The 24568-nt window shown below is 69.5% G+C and carries 25 protein-coding genes and 7 pseudogenes; 11 read left to right on the forward strand and 21 right to left on the reverse strand.

Translation table 11 applies throughout. The features are described from left to right. Positions 1 to 28: 28 nt before the first annotated feature. Complete coding sequence (locus tag AQI88_RS39055) at positions 29 to 931, reverse strand: LysR family transcriptional regulator (protein ID WP_067009709.1); 903 nt, start codon at positions 929 to 931, stop codon at positions 29 to 31. Between the two features lie 167 nt (positions 932 to 1098). On the opposite strand from AQI88_RS39055, the gene AQI88_RS39060 reads away from it, so the two are divergent. After that, positions 1099 to 1410 carry an EthD family reductase gene (locus AQI88_RS39060; RefSeq protein ID WP_067009712.1) on the forward strand — a complete coding sequence of 104 codons (312 nt, stop codon included), beginning with the start codon at positions 1099 to 1101 and terminating at the stop codon, positions 1408 to 1410. 110 nt (positions 1411 to 1520) lie between these two features. Continuing rightward, positions 1521 to 2402, forward strand: coding sequence for a PhzF family phenazine biosynthesis protein (locus AQI88_RS39065; RefSeq protein WP_067009715.1), 882 nt, complete (start codon positions 1521 to 1523; stop codon positions 2400 to 2402). A gap of 82 nt (positions 2403 to 2484) precedes the next feature. Here the strand turns inward: AQI88_RS39065 and AQI88_RS49220 are convergent, their stop codons facing one another. The 13 genes and pseudogenes from AQI88_RS49220 to AQI88_RS39120 form a co-directional block, all read right to left on the reverse strand. Then, complete coding sequence (locus tag AQI88_RS49220) at positions 2485 to 2613, reverse strand: hypothetical protein (protein WP_079058107.1); 129 nt, start codon at positions 2611 to 2613, stop codon at positions 2485 to 2487. A 57-nt stretch (positions 2614 to 2670) separates the two neighbouring features. Beyond that, positions 2671 to 3126 carry a hypothetical protein gene (locus AQI88_RS39070; protein WP_067009718.1) on the reverse strand — a complete coding sequence of 152 codons (456 nt, stop codon included), beginning with the start codon at positions 3124 to 3126 and terminating at the stop codon, positions 2671 to 2673. Positions 3127 to 3296: 170 nt separating this feature from the next. Then, the gene (locus AQI88_RS48915) at positions 3297 to 3530 is read right to left on the reverse strand and encodes an NUDIX hydrolase (protein ID WP_317936950.1); all 234 of its coding nucleotides are present in this window, start codon (positions 3528 to 3530) and stop codon (positions 3297 to 3299) included. After that, complete coding sequence (locus AQI88_RS39080) at positions 3497 to 3835, reverse strand: hypothetical protein (RefSeq protein ID WP_208616034.1); 339 nt, start codon at positions 3833 to 3835, stop codon at positions 3497 to 3499. Before AQI88_RS39080 ends, AQI88_RS48915 begins: the two co-directional genes overlap by 34 nt. A 4-nt stretch (positions 3836 to 3839) precedes the next feature. After that, positions 3840 to 3992, reverse strand: a pseudogene (locus AQI88_RS44325) (IS5/IS1182 family transposase); the annotation flags it as partial. Between the two features lie 498 nt (positions 3993 to 4490). Next, complete coding sequence (locus AQI88_RS39085) at positions 4491 to 5012, reverse strand: adenylyl-sulfate kinase (protein ID WP_079058100.1); 522 nt, start codon at positions 5010 to 5012, stop codon at positions 4491 to 4493. Then, positions 5009 to 5797, reverse strand: coding sequence for a phosphocholine cytidylyltransferase family protein (locus tag AQI88_RS39090; protein ID WP_067009724.1), 789 nt, complete (start codon positions 5795 to 5797; stop codon positions 5009 to 5011). Before AQI88_RS39090 ends, AQI88_RS39085 begins: the two co-directional genes overlap by 4 nt. Further along, a complete protein-coding gene (locus AQI88_RS39095) occupies positions 5794 to 6402 on the reverse strand; it encodes a gamma-glutamyl-gamma-aminobutyrate hydrolase family protein (protein ID WP_067009727.1) in 609 nt (202 codons plus the stop codon). The genes AQI88_RS39090 and AQI88_RS39095 overlap by 4 nt, the downstream gene beginning before the upstream one ends. Beyond that, positions 6399 to 8747 (reverse strand): PEP-utilizing enzyme, encoded by a 2349-nt coding sequence (locus AQI88_RS39100; RefSeq protein WP_079058101.1) that lies wholly within the window; start codon positions 8745 to 8747, stop codon positions 6399 to 6401. Before AQI88_RS39100 ends, AQI88_RS39095 begins: the two co-directional genes overlap by 4 nt. Continuing rightward, positions 8744 to 9511, reverse strand: a complete 768-nt coding sequence (locus AQI88_RS39105) for a class I SAM-dependent methyltransferase (RefSeq protein WP_067009731.1) — start codon at positions 9509 to 9511, stop codon at positions 8744 to 8746. Before AQI88_RS39105 ends, AQI88_RS39100 begins: the two co-directional genes overlap by 4 nt. 107 nt (positions 9512 to 9618) lie before the next feature. Then, positions 9619 to 10524: a sulfotransferase domain-containing protein gene (locus AQI88_RS39110; RefSeq protein WP_067009735.1), complete on the reverse strand. Its 906-nt coding sequence runs from the start codon at positions 10522 to 10524 to the stop codon at positions 9619 to 9621. A gap of 46 nt (positions 10525 to 10570) precedes the next feature. Continuing rightward, the gene (locus AQI88_RS39115; RefSeq protein WP_067009739.1) at positions 10571 to 11737 is read right to left on the reverse strand and encodes a beta-ketoacyl synthase N-terminal-like domain-containing protein; all 1167 of its coding nucleotides are present in this window, start codon (positions 11735 to 11737) and stop codon (positions 10571 to 10573) included. Between the two features lie 98 nt (positions 11738 to 11835). Continuing rightward, positions 11836 to 12924: a methyltransferase gene (locus AQI88_RS39120; RefSeq protein ID WP_079058104.1), complete on the reverse strand. Its 1089-nt coding sequence runs from the start codon at positions 12922 to 12924 to the stop codon at positions 11836 to 11838. 640 nt (positions 12925 to 13564) lie between these two features. Between AQI88_RS39120 and AQI88_RS39125 the strand changes: the two are divergent. The 6 genes and pseudogenes from AQI88_RS39125 to AQI88_RS39145 form a co-directional block, all read left to right on the forward strand. Next, positions 13565 to 13939 (forward strand): annotated as a pseudogene (locus tag AQI88_RS39125) (helix-turn-helix domain-containing protein); the annotation flags it as partial. A gap of 284 nt (positions 13940 to 14223) precedes the next feature. After that, entirely contained in the window at positions 14224 to 15291 is a 1068-nt protein-coding gene (locus tag AQI88_RS39130) for a DNA polymerase III subunit beta family protein (RefSeq protein ID WP_079058105.1), read from the forward strand. A gap of 355 nt (positions 15292 to 15646) precedes the next feature. Further along, complete coding sequence (locus AQI88_RS39135; protein ID WP_067009742.1) at positions 15647 to 16837, forward strand: NAD(P)/FAD-dependent oxidoreductase; 1191 nt, start codon at positions 15647 to 15649, stop codon at positions 16835 to 16837. Between the two features lie 10 nt (positions 16838 to 16847). Further along, positions 16848 to 17786 carry a sigma-70 family RNA polymerase sigma factor gene (locus AQI88_RS39140; protein WP_067009745.1) on the forward strand — a complete coding sequence of 313 codons (939 nt, stop codon included), beginning with the start codon at positions 16848 to 16850 and terminating at the stop codon, positions 17784 to 17786. 39 nt (positions 17787 to 17825) lie between these two features. Beyond that, positions 17826 to 18125: pseudogene (locus tag AQI88_RS44330) on the forward strand (transposase family protein); the annotation flags it as partial. Beyond that, positions 18122 to 18331 (forward strand): hypothetical protein, encoded by a 210-nt coding sequence (locus AQI88_RS39145; protein ID WP_208616033.1) that lies wholly within the window; start codon positions 18122 to 18124, stop codon positions 18329 to 18331. The pseudogene AQI88_RS44330 and the gene AQI88_RS39145, both read left to right, overlap by 4 nt. Before the next feature lie 21 nt (positions 18332 to 18352). Here the strand turns inward: AQI88_RS39145 and AQI88_RS39150 are convergent, their stop codons facing one another. From AQI88_RS39150 to AQI88_RS44335, 4 genes and pseudogenes are all read right to left on the reverse strand, one after another. Further along, positions 18353 to 18697 carry an ArsR/SmtB family transcription factor gene (locus AQI88_RS39150; RefSeq protein WP_067009748.1) on the reverse strand — a complete coding sequence of 115 codons (345 nt, stop codon included), beginning with the start codon at positions 18695 to 18697 and terminating at the stop codon, positions 18353 to 18355. After that, positions 18694 to 19152 (reverse strand): SRPBCC domain-containing protein, encoded by a 459-nt coding sequence (locus AQI88_RS39155; RefSeq protein ID WP_067009752.1) that lies wholly within the window; start codon positions 19150 to 19152, stop codon positions 18694 to 18696. The genes AQI88_RS39150 and AQI88_RS39155 overlap by 4 nt, the downstream gene beginning before the upstream one ends. A gap of 149 nt (positions 19153 to 19301) precedes the next feature. After that, positions 19302 to 20039 carry a hypothetical protein gene (locus AQI88_RS39160; protein ID WP_159050514.1) on the reverse strand — a complete coding sequence of 246 codons (738 nt, stop codon included), beginning with the start codon at positions 20037 to 20039 and terminating at the stop codon, positions 19302 to 19304. Positions 20040 to 20455: 416 nt separating this feature from the next. Then, a pseudogene (locus AQI88_RS44335) lies at positions 20456 to 20605 on the reverse strand (SAM-dependent methyltransferase); the annotation flags it as partial. A 94-nt stretch (positions 20606 to 20699) separates the two neighbouring features. On the opposite strand from AQI88_RS44335, the gene AQI88_RS44340 reads away from it, so the two are divergent. Together AQI88_RS44340 and coaD are read left to right on the forward strand one after the other, a co-directional pair. Then, on the forward strand, positions 20700 to 21224 hold the full coding sequence (locus tag AQI88_RS44340; RefSeq protein WP_244184554.1) for a hypothetical protein: 525 nt from the start codon (positions 20700 to 20702) through the stop codon (positions 21222 to 21224). Positions 21225 to 21542: 318 nt separating this feature from the next. Beyond that, positions 21543 to 21968 carry a pantetheine-phosphate adenylyltransferase gene (coaD, locus tag AQI88_RS39170; protein WP_067009761.1) on the forward strand — a complete coding sequence of 142 codons (426 nt, stop codon included), beginning with the start codon at positions 21543 to 21545 and terminating at the stop codon, positions 21966 to 21968. A 235-nt stretch (positions 21969 to 22203) separates the two neighbouring features. On the opposite strand, the pseudogene AQI88_RS39175 reads toward coaD, so the two are convergent. The 3 genes and pseudogenes from AQI88_RS39175 to AQI88_RS48220 form a co-directional block, all read right to left on the reverse strand. Continuing rightward, positions 22204 to 22539: pseudogene (locus AQI88_RS39175) on the reverse strand (helix-turn-helix domain-containing protein); the annotation flags it as partial. 187 nt (positions 22540 to 22726) lie between these two features. Beyond that, complete coding sequence (locus AQI88_RS39180) at positions 22727 to 23464, reverse strand: hypothetical protein (RefSeq protein ID WP_067009764.1); 738 nt, start codon at positions 23462 to 23464, stop codon at positions 22727 to 22729. A 217-nt stretch (positions 23465 to 23681) separates the two neighbouring features. Beyond that, positions 23682 to 24048 (reverse strand): annotated as a pseudogene (locus AQI88_RS48220) (cryptochrome/photolyase family protein); the annotation flags it as partial. A 393-nt stretch (positions 24049 to 24441) separates the two neighbouring features. On the opposite strand from AQI88_RS48220, the pseudogene AQI88_RS45515 reads away from it, so the two are divergent. Further along, positions 24442 to 24567: pseudogene (locus tag AQI88_RS45515) on the forward strand (dienelactone hydrolase family protein); the annotation flags it as partial. Between the last annotated feature and the right edge of the window lies 1 nt (position 24568).

Genomic DNA, 24568 nt, shown 5'->3' on the forward strand with positions numbered 1-24568 from the left:
AGGTTCGCCTGGCATGACCTGCTGCCCGTCAGTCCGACAGCCAGTGCAGCTCGTGCGCCAGGGTTTTGGCGACGGCACGGACGCGGCGGTGTAGTGGCGACTGTTCGCGCGGAAGGACCAGGTGGATCGTCAGGCTGGGTGCGCCGTGCAGCGGTCGCCAGGTGATGCCGGGCGGTGATGCCGTGACGGCGGCCTCGCCGGCCGGGGCGAGGGTGAGCCCGTCGCGCAGGTCGCGCTGTGACATGTCGAAAGAGACTGTGGGTGTGTGGAATCGGGGATGTGGCCGGGTATCGCGGAACAATGCGGCCAGCTGGTCGTGGATCACGGGGTTGGCCGCACGGTCGGGGAGTCGCAGCGGATACGCGGCCGCGGCGGCGATCTCGATCTCCGGGTGTTCGGCCAGCGGATGGTGCTGCGCCAATTGGACGCCGATGCGCGCACGCCGCAGCAGGTACCGGCGCACGCCACGGCCCGGCTGTTCACCGCGGGTGATCCCGGCATCGATGCGGCCGTCGGCGACAGCGGGGGAGATCTCCGGCGTCGCCATCGGGACCGCGCCGACCTCGAGTCCGGGACTGCTGCGAATCAGCTTGTCCACCAGGGCCGGAGCCGTCTCGGCCCCGGCGCTGAGGCTGTATCCGATGCGGAGCGTGCCCAGTTCACCGGCCGCCGCGCTCCGGGCGGTGTCCCATGCCCGGTCCAACGCCGCCAGCGCGGGCGGCGCGGACTCCGCCAAAGCCGCACCGGCCGTGGTCAATACGACGCTGCGCGTGTTGCGGACCAGCAGGGCCGTACCGAGTTCCGCCTCCAATCGGCGCATCCGGGCGCTGAGTGCGGGCTGTGCGATACCGATCCGTGCGGCCGCGCGGGTGAAGTTCAACTCCTGCGCCAGCACCAGGAAGTACCGCAGGCTGACCGTATCCGGTGCCATGTGCCCTCCCTGCCGATTGATAACGATCCGTTCTGAGTCTATCCCGTATTGATCTTTCCCCCGACCCCACGTCAAGCCCTAACCTGCGCATATGACGATTCAACTGACCGCGGTCCTGGACATCGCACTCACGCAGCCCGCCGACCCTGATCTGGACGGAGGTCGTCATGCATAAGCTTGTTGTCCTGTATTCCGAGCCCGCCGACCCTGACCACTTCCGCGACTACTACGTGACCAACCACCTTCCGATGGTCATGAATTGGCCCGGCCCGCTTGCGTGGCGCTACAGCTTCGACGTGGCGGCGACCGAGGGAGAAGCGCCGTATTTCGCGGTCTTCGAAGCCGACTTCGCTGACGCCGCCGCCATGGACGCGGCGCGGGCGTCGCCGCAAGGCCAGCGGCTGGCCGCCGATGTCGCCAACTACGCCACCGGCGGTGCGGTCATCATCCACTATCCGGTACAGGACGGCACCGGCTGAGGTAGGACGGTACGCTCCGGGACGCGTTCGGTCGGCCGTTGCGGCCAGGTCCGGCTATCGGCGGAACGCCGTTCGCGGTTGCCGGTTAGTTGAGTGTCAAAGGTGGGCCGATGTCCTGGCCGGATGTCACGGTGGTTGATGCGTGCGCGCGGCGCGACGGCCGGGGCGGCAGCCCCACGGCCGTCACCGACGACGACCCGGCGGCGACGGACGCGGACCGGCGTGCGGTCGCTGCTGCGGCCGGCACCTCGCACGCGGCGTTCCTCGGCCCGGGGCGGACGCCGGACGGTGGCTGGCCGGTCCGGTTCTTCACCGCCACCGCCGAACTGTCCGGCTGCGGCCACGGCACCGTTGCCGCGCAGGCCGTCCGGTTGACCCGCACCGCGCTGGGCGAGCTGAACGACCGCCAGCACACCGGCGGGCGCACGTTCGACACCGTCGCGATCCGCCGCCCCGCCGGCATCGAGGTGTGGTTCGACCAGGGCCTCGTCGCGCTGCGCCACTCGGCACCGGACGAGCGCGCCGCGATCGTCGCCGCGCTCGGGCTCACCGCGGACGACCCGCATCCGACCGACGCGCCACGGATCGCCGCGCCCGGCGCACCACGCATGCTGGTACCGGTCCACGACCGGTCGGCGCTGCTCCGAGTCCACCCACACCTCGGCAGGCTGACAGCGGCGTGCCAGCGGTACGGGCTCCTCGGCTGTTTCGTGTACGCACCGCCGGTGGGCGACCGACCGGGTGCGGCGCGGATGTTCGCGCCGGCGATCGGTGTCGACGAGGACGTCGCCAACGCCAACAGCACCGGCTGCCTGGCCGCCCACCTGCTCGACACGACAGGGGCACAGACGGTCGCGATCGAGGTGGAGCAGGGTGACAGCCTCGGTCGACCGGCCAGCGTGCTCGCTTCGGCCCGACGCGGGCCGGCGGGCATCACGACCCGGGTCGGCGGGTTAGCGGTGGTCCGCGACGGACACCGAGGCGACAACTAGACCGTCCTCTTCTGCGATCCGCGCATGGGGCTGGGGCTGGGGTTGTCCGCTGCGGTCAAGCGTTGGCACCCGGTAGCGGCCGTCAGCGGGACGCGGTGTCGAGGGCGCGGCTGAGTGTCCATCGGGAGACGCGCAGCTTGGCGGCGACGGCGGTTCGGGTTTGTCCGGCGCCGAGCAGGATGCGGGCGTCGGCGATCTGTTCGGAGGTCAGGGCGCGAGGACGGCTGCCGACGGGCGCTGCGTGTGCTGAGGCTCAGGTCTGGCAGCGTCAGGTCTGGCACTGGGAGGTCGCGGCGCTGCTCCAGTTGGACCAGGCGCCCCCTGCGGGCCTGACATGGACGAGGATCTCGACCTTGACGTTGACCGGGCCGCAGACGCGGTCCGTGGAGCCGATGGCGATGGGGCCGACCGTGGACCGTCGCTGGACGACGGTACGCCCGTTACCGATCTTCACCCAGTGACCGCCCGAGACGACGCGGAAGTACGCCTCGTACTCGACCGAGGAGGCGTGCGGGCGCGTATTCGTCAGGACCGTGTGCGCGGTGATGTTGCGCATGAAGACGTGGCCGTCCTTCCACCGCTCCGCGCTGATACAGCCGTTACCGGAGATGCCCTGGGTCGAGACGGACCCGCCGCAGGCGATGGCGGCGGCGTGGGCGTCGGCGGGGAGGGCAAGTGCGGCAACGGCAGCAGCGGCCACGACAGTTCCCGTACGTTTCAGCATTCAGGTACTCCTTTGGGTTGGGTGCGGTCGGCGAGCAGCAGGGCGAGGGGACCGCCGGGGAGGTGGAACCGGCCGTCCTGCGCGGCCTGGATCGCCTCGTTCATCGGCCACCAGGACAGCTTGAAGTCCTCTTCGGTGTCGTTGAGTTCCTGTGGTCCGAGCGTGAGGTGTTAGGCGAGGAACAGCGACAGGCGGGCGTTGTTTCCGAGGGTGATCGCGTAGGTGCCGAGATGCTGCCACCGGGTGGCCTCGACCCCGGCCTCTTCCTTCAGCTCCCGCCGCGCACAGTCCTCGGGAATCTCCCCCGGATCGCGCCGGCCACCGGGAAGGAAAATCTCCCCGTGTTCGGCGCTGCGGGAGGACAGGACGGCTACCCGGCCGTCTTTGGTGCGGGCGACGACCACGGAGGCCTCCTGAAGCTGGGGCATGGGCTCGTTTCCGTGAGGTAGGCGGTGATGGTGTCGGCGAGTTGGGCGGGGGTGTTGTCGTCCGTGTCGATGATGACGCCTGTGGTGTCAGCGGCGGCGATTTTGTCGAAATTGGTGCGGAGTCGTGTCAGCCGGCCGGGGACGTTGACCATGTCGTCGTCCTGGTTGTAGTCCTGTTTTCCGGCCATACGGTCGCGCAGGGTGGCGTCCGTGCACCGCAGGTAGAACGTGTGGTCGGGCTGGACGAGGTACGGGCGGAACGGTTCGACCAGCTCCTTCACCTGCTGTGTCGTGCCTGCGCAGGTACACCAGGCCGACCAGCGCACGCTGGTGCGGTGGGAGCTTGCAGCGGCGGTCACCCTCGCGGGTGACGATGAGCATGGCGACCCACTCGACCAGGGCGTGGGGCAGGTCGAGTGCGGCAAAATACGGAACCAACGCGGCTCCTGTGCCTGTGGGTTGAGACTTCGAACACCTCCCCCAACGGCACGGGAGCCTCGTGCGTTGCGCCCACCGCCAGCGTCACCCGATCAGTGGCCACTCTGAAACAGCTCAGTGCTTCACCTGGAAAGTGCTCTTATCCTTGCAACCAACAGGACCCTCAGCAAGTCCTATCGTTGCAGGTCAAGGGCACTTTCCGTGTTTATGATCAACCTCTGGACAGCCCGCTTCATGAAAGCGCGAGGCCACCATGCTGCCTGAACTGCGCCGATGAGGTTTTCGGCAGGCGCCATGCTCGACCGCCTGGCCCGCACCGTGGCCCACCCCTTCCAGCCCCACATGCCGCACCGCTCCGCCACCGCAGCGTGGCCGCGCAGCGGAGTCGACCGGGAGGTCGTCCAGCTTCTGATGGGTTGGCGCCGCTCATCCCGGCGGGAGCCGGATCAGCGGACGCCGCCCCAGCCAAGCCGGTCAACCGGTCGCGGCGAGAAAGCACTACGGCATGACCGCCCGCATGATGAGGTCCGCCGCTCGCTCCGCCGTCGTCTCACCATGGTTCTCGATGACGAGGTCGGGGGCGCGGGGGAACTCCGCGCGGGTGTCGACCCCGACGACGCCGCGCAGAGTCCCGGCGTCCGCCCCTTCGGGGCCGTAGAACGCGGCGCGGCCCTCGCGTGTGCGCAGCTCCTCAATCGGTGCCCGCAGCCAGACCTCGACATAGCCGGGGGTATGGCGGCGGTTCCAGTCGTGGACTTCGTGGAGGAGCGAGATCGTCGAGCAGACGACCAGGTGGCCCTGGGCAGCCAGTTGGTGGGCGAGCTGGGCGTAGAACATCGCGAGGCGGCGCCGGTCCGCCTTCTCGTATCCGAACGCCACCGGAAGGATCTCGCGCAGGCGGTCACCGTCGAGCAGGATCGGCCGCTTGCCGGAGGCGATCAACCGGTCTGCCACCAGGCGCGCCACCGTACTCTTTCCCACGCCGGACAGACCGGTGATCCATACGACTCCGTGCTTCATTCGGATGTCTCCTCCCGGGGCGAGCTCGATGGGTCCTGGGGTGCGTTGACCTGGTCCGTGTCAAGGCGCCGCAGAACCTCGATACCGACGGGGATGTCCGACGGGTGGTCGAACTCGCACCAGGGTCCGGCGGCGGGCACGGTGGCGATCTCCAGCAGTCGCCGCTGGACTAGGTGTCGGAGCAAGCCAGTCATGTCCAGTGCGGCGACACGGGCGTCAGCGGACCTTGCTCTTCGGATGACCGACCAGGCCGTCGGAGTCATCCGGAGCAGCCCCATGTACTGGCCGTGCACCTCTTCGACGGTCAGTGCCCGGCCGCCGATGTCCATCAGGTGTCCGGCCTCGTCCCGGACGAACGTCTCCGCGTCGCAGAGCGGGTCCGCGAACCGGCGGCTCCACAGGGCGAGCCAGTGCGGGTCGTAGGAGATCGCCAACTCTGCTTTGCTGGCGGCGAGTTCACGTACGGTGTCGGCGCCGTACACGATGTCGCCGTACGAGATCAGTACGGCGTCCTCGGACAGCCAGGGCTCGGCCACCGCCAGCGACTGCGCCATCGTCGTCCGCGCCCACTCGGGGTTGCGGAAGACCGGGTAGCCGGTCGCGTCGAAGGCCTCGGCATGCCAGCCCGCGACGACGCCGACCTGCTCGGCCCCGCCTGCCCGCAGCGCCGCCACCTGCCGTTCCAGGAGGGTCCGTCCGGCAATCTCGACCAGGCACTTGGGACGGTCGTCGGTGAGCCGCCCCAGCCGGGAGCCGCGGCCTGCCGCAAGGATGATCGCCTTCACGCGGCTCCCCCGCCCAACAACTCTCGTACGGCGCGGACATCGACCGGATCGAAGTCGGCTTCCCGCTCCGGATGCCACATGATCCCCTGGATCCGGGCGTCGCGGTGGCGGATCGCTTCGATCACGTCGCCGCAGGAGGCGGTGGCCTCAAGGGGCGCCGTCACCTCGCGTGCCGCCAGCCGGTGGTAGCTGTTGACGTTTCGGATCACTCCGTCGGTGCCGACGATCTCGTGACGGGTGGCCACATGGCCCTCGACGCGGACGAGTGAGGCTCCGAAGGCCCGCAGAATGACCTGCATGCCGCGGCACACTCCCAGCAGCGGGACGCCCTCCTGCACGGCCCAGCCCAACAGCCCCGCCTCCGTTTCGTCCCGTTCCGGTGACGGTCCGCCGTACTCGGCCAGGTCGTCCCCCCCGGAGAGCACCACACCGCGCAGCCCGGCCTCGCGTGCCGTGCGCAGTGCCAGAGCCGGGTTGTTCGGCAGCGGCACCGGGGTGACTCCGCAGGCGGACAGGAAGGGGAACCAGCGCACGTCCAGGGCGCAGCGCCGCTCTCCGAACTCATTGGGCGGCAGCGCCCGTTGTGTGATGCCGACCATCGTCATGGCAGCACCGCCACCATGCCGCCGGCCGCGTCTATGTCCAGCGCCCGGGCGTGCGACCACTGGCGGAACAGCGCTTCCCCTACCCCCACCACCGCCGGGATGCCTAGTTCCAGCGCCCGTATCGCCATGTGGGAGTTGGCGCCGCCGAACGCCGTCACCAGACCCCGGATGCCACGGGCGAAGAGCCAGTCGTACCCGGGGTCGGCACTCGCGATGAGGGCGATCGCGCCCTGCGGCGGGTTCCCAGCGTCGATATCGGCCACGTGGGCGAGTACCCGGCCGTGGGTGACGAAGTTGGGCTGCGCCTGCGGGGACACGAAGCTCCACGCGTCGTGTTCGCTGGTGACCAGGGGCGGCAGGCAGACCGTTCGGCTGTCCGCGTACGCCTCGCGCCCCCGGTCCACGGCCTCGCGGAGGACGCGGCGGTTCTTGGCGGGGTCGCCGGTAAGGGTGCCGATGGTGGCGCAGTCCACGTACGACATGTCGTCGGCGGTGAATCCCAGTCGCTCGCCGCACTGCCGGATCTCCACGAGTGTGTCGCTGAGCACCGACGTGAAGTCGAACTTCCCGTTCTCCCGGCCGCGGATCGCGGCCCCGATGAAGTGCAGCAGCCGTCGGGCGTCGAAGGTGAAGCCCTCGCGGGTGATGAGCCGGTCGATGCGCCGCAGTTGTACCGCCGACGGCTCGAACACGGGCGGCCGGTCGCTGTCACGCCGTCGGCTCGACCAGTCGAAGTACCGCTCGGGCGCCTCGTCGTAGCGTGGCGAGAGGATGTCGTATGTGCCCGGTCGCAGATGACCGTACTTCTTGAGGAAGGGCTGCCGGTCCAGTGCGGTGAAATCGCGCTGCAACTCGCCGGCCACCAGACCGAGGCCGCCGATGAACGCCACCTTCTCGGCGGGTGACAGGACTCCTTCGGCGACCAAGTCGTCAAGCAGCTCGGTAGAGATGAACGCCGCGCGGGCCAGGGCCGCGAACGGCTCGGTTCCGAACTCGGCGCAGCCCGTGAGCCGGGACGCCATGGCCGGCCCGCAGCACCCTGGTTGCCCGGCCGCACACCCGGGCGCGTGCGTCGCGGGTACGCGCGCCGAGTCGAGCCGGCGCAGCCGGGCGAGGTCTTCCTCCCACAGGCGACCCGAGACCAGCCGGTTGGTCAGCCGCCGCAGACTGGTGCGGAGCGTGGCGCGGTCCTCGGCCCCGAACCCCGCGTCCGCCAGCTCGGCCAGCCGTTCCCTGGTCCGGAAGGCGTGCGCGGACACCACGATCCTCGACTCCACCTTGTCGTGCAGATGCGGCGAGGCGACCAGCCGCTCCAGCCAGTGGTCGACCAGCCGTCCGGCGAGGTCCGTGGGGACGTCGCGCGGGATGAAGGAGGTGGCGCTGGCTCGTACGTCGATGTACGCCAGTCCGGCGAAGTCGACCAGCAGCGGGACGCCGCGCAGGTCTCGGTAGCCGTAGCGGTGACGGGCGCGCGCCCACACCTCGTCGGTGATCAGCCGCCGGTACAGGGACAGCGCCAAGGGCCGCGGCCGCAGCCCGATCATCTCCGCGGGATTCCAGTCGGGCATCACCCCGAAGACGCCGCGTCCTCCGAGTACCGCGGGCGCGGCGTGGCGGGCGTCGGCGATCCGCTCGGCCACCTTCGTGAGTACCGTGCGGTGCGCCGCCGGGGTCACTGGCGTGGCGGCGCAAACCAGCGGTCTCGCCTGGAGCAGGACCAGCTCGTCTTCCGCGTCGACGGCGAACTCGATCTCGACGCGTGACTGTCCGGTCAACTCGGTTATCTCAGCCAGCAGTTGCCACACCCCGGCCAGCAGCGGCGCCGGCGCCGTGGCCGACCGGTCGTACGCGGCGCCGTAGGAGATCCGCAGGGACGCCGACCGGCCGCCGGTCACGGCATCGGTGCGGTCGTCCTCGCTCCAGTTCACGACGGCGTACGGCGCGCCACTGCTCGGGTCGCAGGAACACGCCACCCCGCTCGCCCGGGACCCGGTCAACTCGGGCTGGATGAGCACTTGGTCGTCCGGGCGCTGCTGGTCGTACGAAGCGAACACGTCGTCGACGGCCGCCGCCAGCTCGGCCCTGCCGCGCCGCCCGGTGAGCGAGCGGAAGCGCCCCGCCTGGGACCCTGTCGCGGTGTCCTCGGTCACCGCGCTGCTGCGCACGATGAGAGTACCTGCGGCCCATTCCTGACGCAGTGCCTCATCAAGCAGCCGCTCCCTGGACGTCCGCCACTCGTGCAGCGTGAAGTAGCTCAGGGGCAGCACGCGCGCGGTGGTGACCAGCGGGGCCAGACGCGCGAGTGATTCGGCCTTGGTGCCCAGGCAGACCCCGACGCGGTTCACCGCCCGGCGCCCTCACGGTTCGCCCGCGCGATCCACGCCCGGGTCACGTACGGCACGTCGATGTACTCCTCGCCCGCCCCACGCACCAACTCTCGTATGCCGTCGAGCACTTCATCGAACTGCTGCCCGGCCTGCTCACCCAGCGTGGCGTGTGAGGCCCAGGCGTCGCACCACGCGTCTGCCCGCAGCCGGAAGACCTTGCGGCCGGACAGTTGAACGGGCGACTCGAACAGCCCGCTCTCCTCGATGACGGGGCGCTGGTCGGTCCGGCGGGTTCCGTAGGCGTAGCCGGGCACCCGCTCGTGGATGAGACGCTCGATCCGTGCCTGCAGCGGATCCTCCAGATCGCGGTGGTTCCACAGGCAGGCGAAGAAGCCGTCCGGTTCCAAGATGCGGGCGGTCTCCTTGAGAGCGGCCAGGCGGTCCGTGCGGTCGAACGACGAGCCGAAGGTCACCAAGCGGTAGTGTCCGCTCGGCCGTCCGCTGGTTTCCCCTGTGCCGTTGTGCCATGTCACATCGCCGAACCGGGCGGTGCGTCGTTCGCCGGTGGCGCGCATGGCGGCGGTCGGCTCCACGGCGTCGACCCGCAGCCCGTACTCCAAAAGCGGCTCGGTCAGATGGCCGGAGCCCGCGCCGATGTCGCAGACCAGGTCTCCGGGCCGCACGCCCGCTGTCCGGAGCACGCTGTGGATGACGCTCGGCACGTACTCCGGGCGCTCCTGGTACGTCGCGGAGTAGGGGGAGTAGTCGAACACGGGGGTCATGGCTCTCCTCATGGGGATGTGCGGGATCAACGCGGCGGAACCCGAAGGGACGTGACGCGATGTGTTGTAAGGGGTGGCGGAGGCCGGGCACTCGACCGACCGGCGCGCTACCGGCTCTCTCGTGTGCCGGGTTTCGCCAGCTGGTAGCCGAACGTGGCCGCGGTCTCCAGCAGTCGCGGTGTCTGGAAATGGGCGGCGACGCTCTCGTCGCCATACCACTCCTGCCACTCCCCTACCTTGCCGCGTCGCATGATCCGGGGCTGGTTGCCGACGGCACCGGCCGCCGCCGAGACCCGCTCCTCGTGGGCGCGCATGTTCTCGTACCGGCTACGCCGCACAGCCTGCTCGATCGCCGCCGGTGTCCGGGGCGCGCCGAACACCTCGAGCAGACCGGACATGGTGGCCTCTGGGTCGGTCTTGAGATCTTCGAACCGGATCACCGCGGAACGGTGAAAGCGAGGCAGTGCAGCCGTCCACGCGGTGTAGAAACCGGCCCACCCCGCGACGGGGGGTTCGTCGTTGACACCGCGGCCGTCGAGGAACTCGGCGAACGTGCCCTGACTCTGCACGCCCGCAGCCCCCCAGTGCGCGGCGAATCCGCGGAACCAGTGGTAGGACGAGTACACCGCGTCGCGCGGGTCGCGGACCAGGAGCACGGCGCCGGCCAGCCGACCGTGGTCGAACCGGTCCGGGTACAGGTGGTTCTTGAAGAACCGCGGCCCGTCGTCCGTCCCACCCTTGCCGCCCCCGGCGTTCCGGTCGCTGGCGGCTGTGGCGGACAGCCTGCTCCGGTAGGCCAGGTGGTCTTCGATGACCTGCGATGTGCCGTCCTCGCCGACGACTTCGCTGTACGGGTCGACGTACGCGAACCCCAACTCGATCAGGACGTTGCCGATGAGCGATGCGCCGGAGCCGGGATAGCCCGCGACCACCACGTCCCGCGCGCCGAGGCGGGCGGCATTGCGCATGTGCAGCTCGACGGGGTCGGCAGCCTCCGCTCGCAGAGGTTCCATGTCATTCCCCTTCTCAGGTGTGTACAGCGGGTGGCCCGGGCCGCGGTCAGTCGACATCGCCGTAGACGGCCGTGGTGATGTTTCCGCCGAATCCCAGGCCGAGTTGGGCGGTGACGCCGCCCGGGTGAGTCATCGGTCCCCGGGCCAGCTGGGGGTGCGCCTCGGCCTCGGCGGCTGTCGCGGGAAGCAGTCCCTCGCTGTACGCACGGGCCGTGATGACGGTCTCCAGCAGGGGGGCGGTGCCCATGGTGTGGCCCAGCATGGCCTTGAAGCAGTAGGCCACCGACTGCTTGCCCAGGTGCTCGACCACGGCGGTGTCGGCCTCGTCGCACTGCGCGGTGCCCGTGCCGTGCGCGACGTAGAAGTCGACGTCCTCCCGGGTTACTTCGGCGTGGCCGAGCGCGGTGTCCATGGTTCGGATGAGGTATTCGAAGGACGGCTCGATGGAGACCGGGTGGTAGGCGTCGTTGCCCAGCGCGGAGCCCAGCAGGCGGATGCGCCCCTCGGTTCCGGGCTGCCGCGCCGGTGCCAACACGAGCGCCGCCACGCCCTCGCCCACGACGAAGCCGCGGGTGCCTCCGCGCAACGGTCGGCACACCTCGCTGGGTGGAGCGTCGTACACCAGGGCTTTGAGGCTGGCGAAGGCGCGTATCTCCTCACCGTCGAAGCCGACATCGCCCGAGACCACCACCACGTCCGTCGCGTCGCCGGTGGCCAGCAGGCGCTGTCCGATGGCCAGCGCGTGCAGCCCGGAAGTGCACGCGGCATTGATGACCAGGGACGGCCCGTGGAACTGGTAACGCTCGATCACCCGGGCCGCCGGGGTGGTCCACACCTGCTCGACGAACCGGCGCCGGGGGTTGTCTGGCTCCGGCTCGAGGTACCGCTGCCGCCACCGTTCGCGGTCGCCCCCAGTGGTGGCGTACAGCAGGGCGACCCGCTCCCCCGGCCGCCAGCCGCGGCCGAGCGCGTCGGCGATGGCCTCGTCGGCGGCGGCCGTCACCGCCCGCGCGTACCGGGTGGTCCCCGCCTCGGGGTCGCCCCCTTCGGGGATGCGGGCCAGCCAGCACGGATCTGGGAACCGTCCGCCCAGGCCGACGTGCGCTTCGGCCGAGGTGCTACCCGACAGCAGACCAGACCACAGGTCGTCCATAGACCAGCCGTAGCCGCTGACCGCGCCGATACCGAGGATGTCCGCAGGGGGAATGGGCATGACGCCACCTTGAGGATGAGTGCCGTGGACAGGACGAGGAAGTGCACGGACCGGCGCGCATGGTCGGGGCCGGTGGGTTCCCGGCCGAGCCGGGCGGCTCATGCGTGGCCGGGACGCTCGGACTTCCGGGCGACCAGCAGGCCGTTGACGCCCGCGGGCGCGTCGGCCGGCACCGGCACCCGCCGCACCGTCGAGAACCCGGCCCGGGCCAGCATCGACTCGTATGCCGCCCGGGAGTGGTTGGCTCCGCCGACGGTGTCGACCAGCATGTTGAGGCTCATCAACGCCGCGGGTTGCGGGCCTGTGCCGTCGTCGTCCACGAACGCCTCCGCGATGACCAGCACCCCTTCGTCGTCCAACGCGGCATGGCACTTACGCAGGATGGTGTCGTTCGTGCGCTCGTCCCACATGTGCAGCACGTTGGTGAGGGTGACGAGGTCGTGGCCGCGTGGGAGTTCGTCATCGGTGAGCAGGTCGCCGCCGAACGTGCGGAGGCGGTCGTCAAGGCCGCGCTCCTTAAGCCTGAACGCGGTCAGTTCGCACACCGCGGGCAGGTCGTAGATGGTCGCCCGCATCCGAGGGTTGAGCTGGCACAGCCGAATGCCGAGTTCTCCCGGGCCGCCGCCGACATCGAGGAGGCGACGGAACGGGGAGAAGTCGTAGGCATGCGCAACCACTTCGGCGACGGACGACGACACGGAGGCCATCGCGTTCCAGAACAGCCTGACTTCTCCCGTGGCGTCGTCCACGGCGAACTTGGTGGGACGCGAGGCAGGGTCCCATACCGTCGGCCGGTTCTCGCGAATGGCGGTCAGCAGGTCCTCCCAGCCGGGGTACTGCTGTTCCTCCACTAGTTGTATGAAGCCGCCGAGGTAGTGCCGCCCAGTAGAGACCAGGAACCGCTGGGCCTGGGCGCTGTTGCGGTAGCGCTCGGTGCCCGGGTCCCGGTCCAGCAGTCCCAGTGAGCAGCAGGCGGTGAGCAGCATGTGCGTGGGACGCTCAGCCAGGCCCAGCGCCGTGGTCGCCTCGGCCGCGCTCAGCGCGCCGCGGTCGGCGAGGAGGTCGAAGAGGCGGAGGCGGACGGCCGTTGCCAGGACCTTGGTTCTGCGAAAGCCGTCAAGGAGGTCCAGCAGGGCCGCGGGGGTGTTGCCTGAACTGTCGGTCTGGGGGTTCCCAGTTTGCCTCACGTGCCCTCCACGGTTCCGCGATCTGTCTGGTGTTGCAGGTCAGCGCCACCCGGCCGGACGCTGGGTCCGGCTCTCGACGCCTCGTGATACGCCGTCCGTTCAGAGTTGCGCCGAGGTCGACCGTCGCGGCCATGGCGTGGCTCCGGGATCGTTGTTCAATCTTCGCCACGCAGTTGAAGTAAGCGGTAGATCGTTCGACGGGCTATAACGGAGTGTCAGAGGGCATCCCGATCGGGGTAGCCGTTCGGCGCACGCGCCGTGCGGCTACCCAGGGTGTCGACGGGAGCGGCGCTGCCGGTGGGGTCGTTGTTCGATGCCATCGAGGCTGAGGAGACCGTGGTCCGGGAGCGTGTGGAAGAACTTGAGTCCCGGGTGGCCGAGTGACGGCACGGCTGGAGGCCGAGCGTGAACGGCTGTCTCGGCTGGTGATCACGCGGGCGACGGCCGGCGGGCTTCTCGCGAGGATGGTCGGCGGTGATCCGGGAGAGACGGCGCGGGAGACGCCGCCGGCGGGGGAAGAGGTGTCGCCGTTCGCGGGAGCGGAGCGGCGGTGTTACCGACGTTGGTGCCGCCGCCGATCACGATGTTCCTTACGGGCCCGCACCAGTGCCCTCAAGAACCCGGCGAGCTGCCCGTCACACACGCCCAGCGCCCCGTCCCCGCCCCGTCCGCCCACGGCACCGCCCCCACACAGGCATGGGCCATGGAGCGCCTCGCTGAACCCATCACACTGGCCGACATGGCCTCCCACGCCAACGTCAGCGTGCGTACCTTCACCCGCCGCTTCCGCGACGAAGTCGGCACCAGCCCCGGCCGGTGGCTCATCCGTCAGCGCGTCGACCTGGCCCGGCACCTGCTCGAAACCACTGACTGGCCCATCGACCTGGTCGCCCACCGCGCCGGATTCGGCACCGGTGTCTCCCTGCGCCAGCACCTTCATGGCGCAATCGGAGTCACCCCCCAGGCATACCGCCGCACCTTCCGCCCCACGCCCGTCGGCGGTCCAGCGCAGTAGCAGCGAACAACTCACCGTTCCGGCTGGCCTGCGGCACGTTTCCGGCGTCTTCCACCCTCCTTGGAGACCTCGTTGACTGCGGTCAGACTGCACGCGAGCGCAAGCGTGGCGACCAAGTCGTCCTGCTGGGGAGCGTCGGGCGACCCGATGGCCCACGCGGGGGGGGTGCAGCCACCTACGTCGCCTCACAGTCACCCGCCTTCCGCTGTCGCGAGATCCACCTGGGAAGCCCGGTTGACCCTCGACCTTGTTCAGGGCGCAGAGTGCTGGGTGTGGAGAACGACATGCGCAGCATTGGCGATATGGCCCGCGACAGCGGCCTGGGCGTGAGCGCCCTGCGGTTCTACGACCGTGCCGGTGTGCTGGTCCCGGCCTGGGTGGATCCGGTGAGCGGTTACCGCTGGTACGAACCCGAGCAGCTTGAAGAGGGCCGGCTGCTGGCCCGCTTGCGCCGGGCCGGGATGCCGCTGGCGGACATCCGGCTGGTGCTGGCCAGCTGGTCCGGCGCGGACACCGATCTGGTCCGGAATCTGCTCGAGGCGCACCTGCGCCGTCTCGAACAGGCGCTGTCCGATGCCCGCAGCGAGTTCTCCGCGCTCCGAGCACTACTCGATCACAGGGAGAATGTCATGACCTCGCTCCGCATCGCCGCCGTACGGCTGTCCATCGCCGCGCCCGAGCTGGCAGCCGCGCTGGACACGGTCCGTTTCGCGGCGAGTACCGACCCGGAGCTGCCGATGCTCGGCGGGGTCCTGTTCGACATCGAGGGCGAGAACCTCCACGTCGTGGCCACCGACCGGTACCGAATGGCTGTCGCGCACGCCGGTATCGCCAGGCACGAGGGGAGCCGAGTGCAGGTCATCGTGCCCACCCCGCTCGCCGACGCGATGCGGGCGCTGCTGGACGGCGAGGGACGCGTGTGGCTCTCTGTCGACGGTGACCGCGTGACACTGGAGGCGGGGGACAGGCAGGCGGCCGGTCAGTGCCTCGACCATGACTTCCCCGACTACCGTCGTCTCCTCCCCCGGGCCGGCGGGCGCCGCACCCTCGTCGAGGTGGCGGCCTTCCGCAAGGCCCTGGAGGCTGGTCCTGTCCGTTCCGGCGAGGCGGGAGCGCATGACCTCAGCGTGCTCAGGGTGGACGACGGCGGCACGGTGACCCTCTGCACGGATGGTGACGACGACCCGAACCGCGTCGCCGTCAACCGTGAGTTCCTGATGGACGCACTGGCCGCCGGAGCCCGGGACCGACTGATCCTGGAGCTCGGCGCCCCCACGGCGCCGATCGCGATCCGCCGGCCCGCCGACGAGGGCACCTTCTCGGTCCTGATGCCGGTCCGCCTGGAGGACTGACGGTGCGTTCACCCTGGTCCGGCCCGCCCAGACCAACCGGACGGAGCCGGAGCAGGGTTTCGGGGGACCCACTGAGGGCGGCAGACGGGCCATCGCCGAGAACCCGCACCATGGTGCCCGGCCACCCGGGGAAGCCGTCATGGCTGCTGGGCCTCGGCCTGTGACGCCGCCGGCACGAGGCGCGAGGACATCGGCCGACGAGACGTCAACTGCCGCAGGGATCACCATCCGTCAGCCCCCACGACCCCACGCTTTGAACGTCAGCAGTTCGGTGACCCGCATCACACCTGGCTCCTGTCAGCAATCGGGGCGCCGTCTCGTTCAAGGGGCACGCGAACGAGACAGGAGCAACGCCATGAAGCACCGCATCGTCGTACTCGGCGCCGGATACGCCGGGGCCTTCGCCGCCGGGAACCTGGCCCGCCGGCTCTCCCCCGCCGACACCGAGATCACCGTCGTCAACGCCGTGCCCGACTTCGTTGAGCGGATGCGGCTCCACCAGCTCGCGATCGGCCAGGAACTCGCGTTCCGCAAACTCGCCGACGTATTCGCGGGCACCGGGGTGCGGCTGCGGCTGGCGCGCGTCACCGGCGTCGACCCCGAGCGCAGGACCGTCGCCGTGACCGGTGAGGACGGCGACGGCGAACTCGCGTACGACACGCTTCTCTACGCGCTCGGCAGCTCCGTGGCCCACCATGGCGTCCCCGGCGTGGCCGAGTACGCCTTCGATGTGACCGGCCTGTCCTCGGCGCTGCGTCTGCGCGAGCGCCTGGCCGGACTGGGCGCGGGCGGCACCGTGCTGGTCGTCGGTGAGGGACTGACCGGCATCGAGACCGCCACCGAGTTCGCCGAGTCCCGGCCCGACCTCTCGGTCGCGCTCGCCGCCCGCGGCGAGCTGGGCGGCCGGCTCTCTTCGAAGGCCCGCCGTCACCTGCGCCAGGCCTTCGACCGGCTCGGCATCACCGTCCACGAGCACACCAGCATCGAAGCCGTCGAGCCGGCACGGGCGATCGCCGCCGACGGTACGTCCATGCCGGCCGACGTGACCGTGTGGTCGGCCGGGTTCGCCGTGCACCCCATCGCGGCCGCCAGCGGCCTGGAGGTCACCGAGACCGGCCAGATCGTCGTCGACCGCACCATGCGCTCGGTCTCGCACCCGGACGTCTACGCCGCCGGCGACTGCGCCTACGCGATCGGCGAGAACGGCCGGCCGCTGCCGATGTCCTGCGCCTCGGCCGGCTTCACCAACATGCAGGCGACCGCCGCGATCATCGCGCGCCTGACGGGCAGCGAGGTCCCGACCACCGGGCTGAAGTACCACGGCAACCACATCAGCCTCGGGCGGCGGGACGCGATCTTCCAGATGGTGGACGGGGACGCCCGGTCGAAGTCCTGGTACCTGGGCGGCCGGACCGCCGCGCGGCTCAAGTCGGGCGTGCTCAAGGGGGCCGGGTGGAGCATCGGCCACCCGACCTTCGGCATGCCGAAGCGCAAGCGCCGCCTGGCCACCGCGCCCGACCGGGCCGGTGTGAGGGCCGCCGCATAGGCTGCGCCGCATGGACAGCGCAGCCATCGATCGGTTCGAGGCCAGCCGGGACCGGCTGGCCTCGCTCGCGTACCGTCTGCTCGGCTCGGCCGCCGACGCCGAGGACGCCGTGCAGGACACGTTCCTGCGCTGGCAGGCCGCAGAGCGCGAACGGGTCGAGGTGCCGGAAGCGTGGCTGACCAAGGTCGTCACCAATCTCTGCCTCGACCGGCTCCGCTCGGCGCAGGCGCGCCACGAGCGAGCGGCCGGTGCCTGGCTGCCCGAGCCACTCCTCGAGGGCGACCCGATGCTCGGCCCGGCCGACACCTTCGAGCAGCGCGAATCGGTGTCCTTGGCCGTACTGACCCTCATGGAGCGCCTCTCGCCGGTCGAGCGGGCCGTCTACGTCCTGCGCGAGGCCTTCTCGTACCCCCACGCCGAGATCGCCGGGATCCTCGACATCACCGAGTCCGCGAGCCAGCAGCATGTCCACCGGGCCCGACGCCGGGTCGCCGCCGAGCGCCGCGGCGGCGACGAGGTGGACCCCGCGTCCGCGCGCCGGGTCGTCGAGGAGTTCCTCGCCGCCGCCACGTCGGGGCGCACCGAACGGCTGGTGGCGATGCTCACCGACGACGTGACGGCGGTCTCGGACGGCGCCGGACTGGCCAGGCGGCTGCTGCGGTACAAGACGCGCGAGCGCGTCGCCTCCTACGTGCGGGCCGGCTTCAAGCCCACGCCGGCGAAGCGGCGGCTGGCCGGCGGCTCCCCCGCGCTCCACATCGCGCTGGTCAACGGCTCCCCGGCCGTCCTCGCCGTGGTCGACGACCGCATCGTGGGCGCCGTGGCGTTCGAAGTCAGCGACGGCAAGGTCGCGTCCCTGCGCGGCATCGCCGCCGCGGACCGGCTCGCGCGCCTCAATGAGGGCTGGCGGCAGCACGAACCCGACGCGCCGGTCATCAACGCCTGGTGACCGGAGCCAGCGGAATCCAGTGACCTGAGTCGGAGCGAGGACGGCATCGTCCAGGCCTGCCTCACCCGCCAGATCCTCGTCCTGGCCGACCGCGCATACCAGGGTGCCGGCGCCACGATCCGCACCCCCTCCTACGGCCGTGACCTGCCCGAGCACGACCAGAAGTACAACCGCGACCATGCTTGCCTGCGCGCGCCTGGCGAACGGGCCTTCGCCCACCTCAAGTCCTGGCGACTGCTGCGGCGAGCGCGCTGCTCAACCCACCGCATCGGCAGGACCGTGGCAGCCGTGCACACCCTCTTGACCTGCCCATACTCAGGGCCTGGGACCTGGGCGTGAAGCCGCTGACCGCCCGCCGGGGCACCGAACACGGCTCCAGCCCGGGCATCCAACGCTGGGTCGTGGAGCGCGCGTTCGCCCACCTGCACTGGTTCCGCCGTCTGCGGATCCGCCGGGAGATACGCGACGACATCCACGAAGCTGTGCTCACCCTGGGATGCGCACCGTTCTGCTGGAGAAGACTCCGCACTGCGATGGGCCTTTGAGGCGGCACTGCGGGGGGGAGGTCAGGGCCCAGTGGCCCCCTCCGCCAGATCCTTGATCGCGTTGAGGCGGTCTTCCCACTGGGTGGCGAGGGTGTCCATCCACCGCGTGGTCCGCCTCAGTGGTTGCAGGTCGGCTTCGTAGCGGACCTCGCGTCCGGCCCGGTGGGCGCGTACCAGTCCGGCGCGGTCAAGGACTGCCAGGTGTTTGGCCACCGCCTGGCGGGTGATAGGGAGGCTTGCCGCCAGGGACGTCGAGGTCGCGCCCCCCTCGCGGGCAAGGACGGCCAGGATCTCACGGCGGATCGGGTCGCCCAGGGCCACCAGGACGTCATCGGGGGCCTGTTCGCCCTCGGTGGTGCGGGTCATGCCGTGGTCTGTTCGGAGTCCGCGCGCAGTTGGTCGAGCTTGCCAGGCCAGTTCCGGCTGTTGGCACGGTGCCGGTCGGTGGCCTCGTCGGTGGGCAGCCCGAGGTGCGCGAAGCCGCTCTCGACCATGGTGAGCCGGGTGCCTCCTGTGGAGCCGTCTTCGGTCAGGGTGAACTCGACCAGAGTGGCGTTGGAGTCGTCCGGCTCCTCGCCTGCGGCGCCTTGGGACCACCGCCAGGACAGGACGCGCGGTGGCTCGACTGTCTGGATACGGGCGGGAATGACGCCGTGGATGCCGTGGTCGAAGACCAGGAGACCGCCGGGGCGCAGGTCGATCTTGACCGGCTCTCCGTTGCCGAACCAGCGGCCGAGGAAGGCGGGCTCGCTCAGCACGGACCAGACCCGTTCCCTGGGGGCATTGATCAGGATGGCGCGTTCGATCGTGTCAGGGATCATTGCAACCTCATCTCATCCGGATGCGCTGCCCAAAGGTTGCACAACCAGAGACCCATGCGCAACCGATTGGTTGCGCATGGGGCAAGTGGCGCCGCTCGGGTCCCGCCAAGCTGCGAACACCCGCCACTCATTCCGTCAGGAGTTCTTGTTCAGCGGGTCAGCCAGCGGTCGAACCAGCGGCGCTGCGGTGGCAGCACCGGATGGTGGAAGGCGTCGTTCGACGTCGCTTTTGCCCGCAGGGCCCGGAGTTCTTCGTTCTCGCTCCGACGGCCGTAAACGTACGTGAAGCGCAGCAGGTGTCCGCACTGTGCGAGAGCGGTGCCGAACGCCTGGCGACGGGCGATGAGTTCATCATCCGTCGGCTCACGCTCAGCCTGACGGCATGCCTCGTCGATACGGGTCTGCACGTCCAGCGCCGCATCCATCGCCTTCTCGACATCCGAATAGATGGCGTTGATCGTCTTGGTCTCAGCGGCGAGCGGATGCCGTTCCAGTAGGTACAGCTTGAGATCGTGGACGAACACCCGGAGCTGGGCCGAAGTTTCCATACCGTGAAGGAAGCCGTCCGACCAGGTACAGGCGTCGAGGTGCATACGCTGCACCAGCCGCTCCCTGGCCAGAGCGATACCCAGCGTCATGAACTTGACGTACGGCTGAGCGGTCTCGTCCTGTTTGCGTCGGGGCAGCGCAGTGGCCCCCGTCGCAGCGCCCGCAATCACCGGAGGAATCGACGCCGCGTGCGGCAGCAGCATCACCGCGCCGGCCGCCACCGCCCCCATCAACGCCAGCACGAGCAGCATCAGACCGCACGACGCCCAGCTGCCCAGCAGCCGTCCTTTGCCGGAAAAATCGCGCGCCAGCCCGACCCACGCGATGACCGCGCTCACAGCGGCCGGTAACGCGTAATCAGCTAACCAGGCATGATGCCAACTCATCGACGGCGCCCCCAAGACATTGCGCGGACAGGCCGGACCGTCATCAGCGTGCGCAAGCCAAGCAGAACTCCCTCCCGGCACGTCACACCAGCGCACAGTCCTCTCGCCGCACACCAAACGTCGAGAGCTGCCGCGAGCAGAACCGATGATGTCAGCCCGCACGCAACCACGCCGTTACTTTGAGCAACAAACGGCCAGCGTGTCCGGCCTCTCCCGAGACTCGCGCATACGCGCACCGACAGCCGGAGCAGACCCCCAGCCGTGCTCTACGACACAGACCGTCTCCATCCGGCCAAAGCCGGCAGGTTGCCGGACCGCTCCGGCAGGCCGACCGCGACGGGCAACGACCGCAGGCCTCGTCACGCGCAGGAGGACTCGCGGGTCCACTCTTCCCAGGCGCGTCGGGCCGGATCGCGGGTCTCGAAGACCAGATGCCCACCGGTCCGCAGTGGCTCGTAGGCTCCGCGCAGCGTCTTCCACCATGTCTGCGGATCAGCGATGGCCTGGGCGACGTTCGCCGGCACACAACCCCGGCGCACCAGCGATCTGGGCGCTTGACAGCCGGTCAGCCGTCAGCGGTGATGGGACTGCAAACGGCTTCGAAGGGGTGCTGTGGATCTCGGCTCTGTGATCATCGCGGTGGCAGGTGTGGCGGGAACACTGGGGGGATCATTCCTTGCCCAACGCGCCTCGGAACGGGCAAAACGTCGGGAGATAGAGCTGGTTCGGGACCACGAGGAAGCCCGCGAGAACCTACTGCTCCGACGTACCTGCTACGTGGAGCTCAATCGGGATGCACGTCAGTTCACCACGGCGCTCAACCAGCATCTGCACGTCATGCGAGAACGCAGTGTCGAAGAGACCGACAGAGAGGCACTCGATGAGGCTAAAAGAGCCCATCGTGACAGATACTCCCAAGCGCAGATGATCGCGCCTGACGACGTGCTCGTACGTGCGAGTGAGGTCAACCAAGCCCTGAACAAGGTCTACGGCCAGGTCAAACGCCTTGAGCGAGAAGAGCCCGAATCCGGGGAGACGATAGCCACTGCGGTCCGGGCCCAGGCGGAGATCTGGGATCTGCTCCGGGCCTTGAGGACCGCGATGCGCCATGACCTCGGGGTGACCCCTCATGAGTGACGATGCGTCGATGGACCTCCCCAAGCCGGCCGAGCCTCCCAGTAGACGGCCGGGTGGCCCGGGGGAATCTCCCCCGGGCTCCCACGAAGCGGAGCGACGATCCGCCAGCACTCGGCGCATCGGTACTCAGCGCCTTTCGGTTTCTTCCGTCGACGCGCTCCCTCGTGCCCTGCTCGGCAAGATGCGGCAGGCAAGGATCGCTGTGTGCCTTACCCCGTTCCGCGCAGCCGCAGACCGGACTCGCGCCGCCGCCATGCCGGACACCGCCTGGCCGATAGGCGGGCACCCGGGGGCGGCCGCTTGTTACTCTTTCCGATCATGCGAGCCCTCTTCCCAGGATCCTTCGACCCGGTCACTCCAGGGCACCAGGACGTACTCCGGCGCGCTGCCCTCCTGTTCGACGAGGTCGTCGTGTGCGTCATGTCCAATTCGAACAAGACCGGCCGCTTCCCCATCACGGAACGGCTGGACCGGCTCCGCGCGGCAGCAACCGACTTGAGCAACGTCACGGTCGACTCCCACACGGGCGGCCTGCTGGTCGACTACTGCCGCCGAGGCGGAATCGACGTCGTCATCCGCGGAGTCCGCGGCGTTGCCGACCTGGACTACGAAATGCCGATGGCTCGCATGAACCACGAACTGGCCGGAGTCGAAACGTTCTTCATCGCTGCAGACCCCGCTCTGGCCCACATCTCCTCCACCCTCGTCACCGCGATGAGTCAACAGGACCGTGTCCGCGAATGATGATCTGAGCGAGCTTCTCCCAGCAGGTGGGGGCGGCAACGAAGGTTCCTCAGACGTGTCCTGTGTGGTGAGGCGGACGAGCCGTTTGCAGCAGCAGAGGGCTGCAGCGAGGCCGAGGAAGACACCTCAGGTGCTCAACGCGTCAAGCTGCGGCGGCGAGGTTGACGGGGAAAGCAGCGGAGCTTGTGCAGCAGCCGCCAGGTTTTTGAGGGTGGCCACCGCTTGCTCGCCCAGGGATCCGGTCGATCGGCAGCAGTGTGCCGTCCAGGATCACGAAAGCCTTGCGGGCGGCAGTCCGGACGGCGGTGGTGAGGTCGGGGGCGAGGGCCGCTAGGACCTCGACTGCCTCGCCGATGTACCGGTAGACGGTGGCGATCCCGACGCCGAACCCGGCTGCGAGCTGGGCGTAGGTGTGGCCGCACCGCATGTGGACCAGGACCAGCAGGGCCTGCCGGTCCGTGCTGAGCCGACGCCACCGCGTCCCGCGCTCCCGGCGCCGGGCGGCCGGCAGGTCGGACAGGTGTCGCAGGGTCGCGCTGGACAGATCGATCCCCGATGAGTAGACAAGCACGTGAAGCTTCGGGCGGACAGGTTGATCTTGGTCGACAACCCATCTACCAGGAGCTTCAATTCTTCCTCAACGTCACTTCCACACCAGCCGACCTGTTGCACAGCCAGGTTGGAAAACGCTTAAAGTCTCATACCGCCCTCTGACGCCAGGCGGCAGGTTCCCACGGAGACGCCAAAGCCGAGGGGCCCTACCGAGGCTTGCGGTACGAGAACTCGGCCTTGCCAAGCCGCTTTCCCTGACCGTCTGTCCGCACCATTTTCAGTTCGCTCACGGAGCCCTTCAGCTTGGCGTGATACTGATAAGACGTGTCGGTCGGCGCGAGCATGTGGCAGACCAGCTGATTACCGGAGACGGTATACAGGCCGCGCACGTTGTCGGCTCGTGAGTTGTCGAAGCCGCGCAGCGCGGCCTGCGTGGCCTCGTGGAATTTCCGCGCGGAGCCGAAGCCATGACGGTAACTCACAGTGAATTCGAACACCTCGCCAGCATCAGTGAAGAACAGGCACCTGTCCACGTCGGCGGTAGGCATGGCGATGATGAACTCGCCACGCGAAACGGGACGGCTGTACACCCCGTCCAGCCGCGGTATCACCTTGGCGCCGGCCCGCCATTCGTCGGATGTGTGCCGCGGGTAGCCGCGCGCCACGACGTCGCCGGAATCGCGGGGCACACCGATGTATCCGAAGCTCCGGCACTGGGCCGCGATGTCGTAGACCCCGCAGGAAAGGCATCTGAGCTCGTCGCACGCAAAGCGCACCAGCGGGACGCCGTGCATCACGTAGACATCATGCATTTTCCAGTACGACCGGAAGGCGTCGATCGGGTGACCGTGGTCGCACTCGACGAAGCGCAGTGGTGAGTCCTGCAGAGTTTCCCGGAACCGGTTCATCTCCGCCTCGGTAACCCGATACGGCAATGCAGTCATGATCCCCTCCCCCGGGGCGCCGACCCCGCGACCCGAAAACGACTCTACCGATCGCGGAACCTGCTCGGGCGGAAGTCAGGATGTTTGCCTGTCCGAAGCCCGGGTGGGCCCTCTTCGAACTTGCCGGCGGGCGGCCACACGGCCGGCGCCCGGCGGGACCCGGTCGATGTCGAGCCGGTGCTGCCGGCGCCGGGTAAGAGGAGCCGGCGCGCGCGGACTACGGTGGCGAGTCTCCCTGGTCCTCATGCTCGCGTAGGAGTGCGTCGACGTCCACCAGGCGGTCCAGGCCGGAGACGGCTCGCGTCATGCACGGGTTCGAGGCGAACTCGTTGCGGTCGCGGTGGAGCAGCGCCCAGTAGCCGCGGGTGCAGGGGCACGCCTGGTCGCTGCTGCGGTCGCCGCCGGTAGGCGCAGAGCCCGCGCATGTCGCTCATGGTGCTGATGAACGAGCCACCGGAGGTGTACAGCCTGTTCGTCATACGCCCGTCGTCGGCGTACTGCGACATGCCCACGGCGTTGGGCAGCATGACCCAGTCGTAGCCATCGACGACGCAGCGGTGGAACCAGTCGGTCACCGCGGTCGGCCGGTGGTGTGGTTGAGGGCGACGAGCAGGTGTCTTGTGGCCCTTCGCCTTGGCCGCGCCGCGCAGCGTCTTGCCGTCCACGGCCAGGCCGCCCAGCCCGGCGGCCTCGGGTTGCCCCGGGCGGCGGTCGGCGAGACAGCGGCCCACCGCCCGGTCCAGCGCGTCGCCGTCGATGCGGGCCAGCAGGCGGCCCACTGCCGACTCCGAGGGAGTCAGCCGTTTGGCCAGGAGCGGGGTCGCTCCGGCCAGCACGGCGCACGCTGTGAGCGCGAGTACGACGGCGAGGGCGTGCCGCACTCCGCGCGGATCATGGGGATCAGGTGTCTCCGCCAGGCGCTCCAACAAGCCAGGAGCTCGGTTCTCTTGGTCGAAAACCCATCTACCAGGGGCTTCAAGATCTACCCCGGCACCGTCCACGGCTTCACCATGTCCGACACCGATGCCTTCAACCCCGCCGCACTGCAGCTTCACTGGGACCGCCTACTGCCTCTTCTCCGCCGCACCCTGACCAAGAGCTGAG

The organism is Streptomyces cellostaticus, assembly GCF_001513965.1.
GTDB lineage: Bacteria > Actinomycetota > Actinomycetes > Streptomycetales > Streptomycetaceae > Streptomyces > Streptomyces cellostaticus.

Coding starts and splice junctions, on each gene's coding strand:
- AQI88_RS39115 (WP_067009739.1), bottom strand. CDS start 11,737: ATGCCCATTCCCCCTGCGGACATCCTCGGTATCGGCGCGGTCAGCGGC.
- AQI88_RS39070 (WP_067009718.1), bottom strand. CDS start 3,126: ATGCTGAAACGTACGGGAACTGTCGTGGCCGCTGCTGCCGTTGCCGCA.
- coaD (WP_067009761.1), top strand. CDS start 21,543: ATGCGAGCCCTCTTCCCAGGATCCTTCGACCCGGTCACTCCAGGGCAC.
- AQI88_RS39110 (WP_067009735.1), bottom strand. CDS start 10,524: ATGGAACCTCTGCGAGCGGAGGCTGCCGACCCCGTCGAGCTGCACATG.
- AQI88_RS39130 (WP_079058105.1), top strand. CDS start 14,224: ATGCGCAGCATTGGCGATATGGCCCGCGACAGCGGCCTGGGCGTGAGC.
- AQI88_RS39105 (WP_067009731.1), bottom strand. CDS start 9,511: ATGACCCCCGTGTTCGACTACTCCCCCTACTCCGCGACGTACCAGGAG.
- AQI88_RS39060 (WP_067009712.1), top strand. CDS start 1,099: ATGCATAAGCTTGTTGTCCTGTATTCCGAGCCCGCCGACCCTGACCAC.
- AQI88_RS39150 (WP_067009748.1), bottom strand. CDS start 18,697: ATGACCCGCACCACCGAGGGCGAACAGGCCCCCGATGACGTCCTGGTG.
- AQI88_RS39155 (WP_067009752.1), bottom strand. CDS start 19,152: ATGATCCCTGACACGATCGAACGCGCCATCCTGATCAATGCCCCCAGG.
- AQI88_RS39085 (WP_079058100.1), bottom strand. CDS start 5,012: ATGAAGCACGGAGTCGTATGGATCACCGGTCTGTCCGGCGTGGGAAAG.
- AQI88_RS39135 (WP_067009742.1), top strand. CDS start 15,647: ATGAAGCACCGCATCGTCGTACTCGGCGCCGGATACGCCGGGGCCTTC.
- AQI88_RS39095 (WP_067009727.1), bottom strand. CDS start 6,402: ATGACGATGGTCGGCATCACACAACGGGCGCTGCCGCCCAATGAGTTC.
- AQI88_RS39065 (WP_067009715.1), top strand. CDS start 1,521: ATGTCCTGGCCGGATGTCACGGTGGTTGATGCGTGCGCGCGGCGCGAC.
- AQI88_RS39055 (WP_067009709.1), bottom strand. CDS start 931: ATGGCACCGGATACGGTCAGCCTGCGGTACTTCCTGGTGCTGGCGCAG.
- AQI88_RS39140 (WP_067009745.1), top strand. CDS start 16,848: ATGGACAGCGCAGCCATCGATCGGTTCGAGGCCAGCCGGGACCGGCTG.
- AQI88_RS39180 (WP_067009764.1), bottom strand. CDS start 23,464: ATGACTGCATTGCCGTATCGGGTTACCGAGGCGGAGATGAACCGGTTC.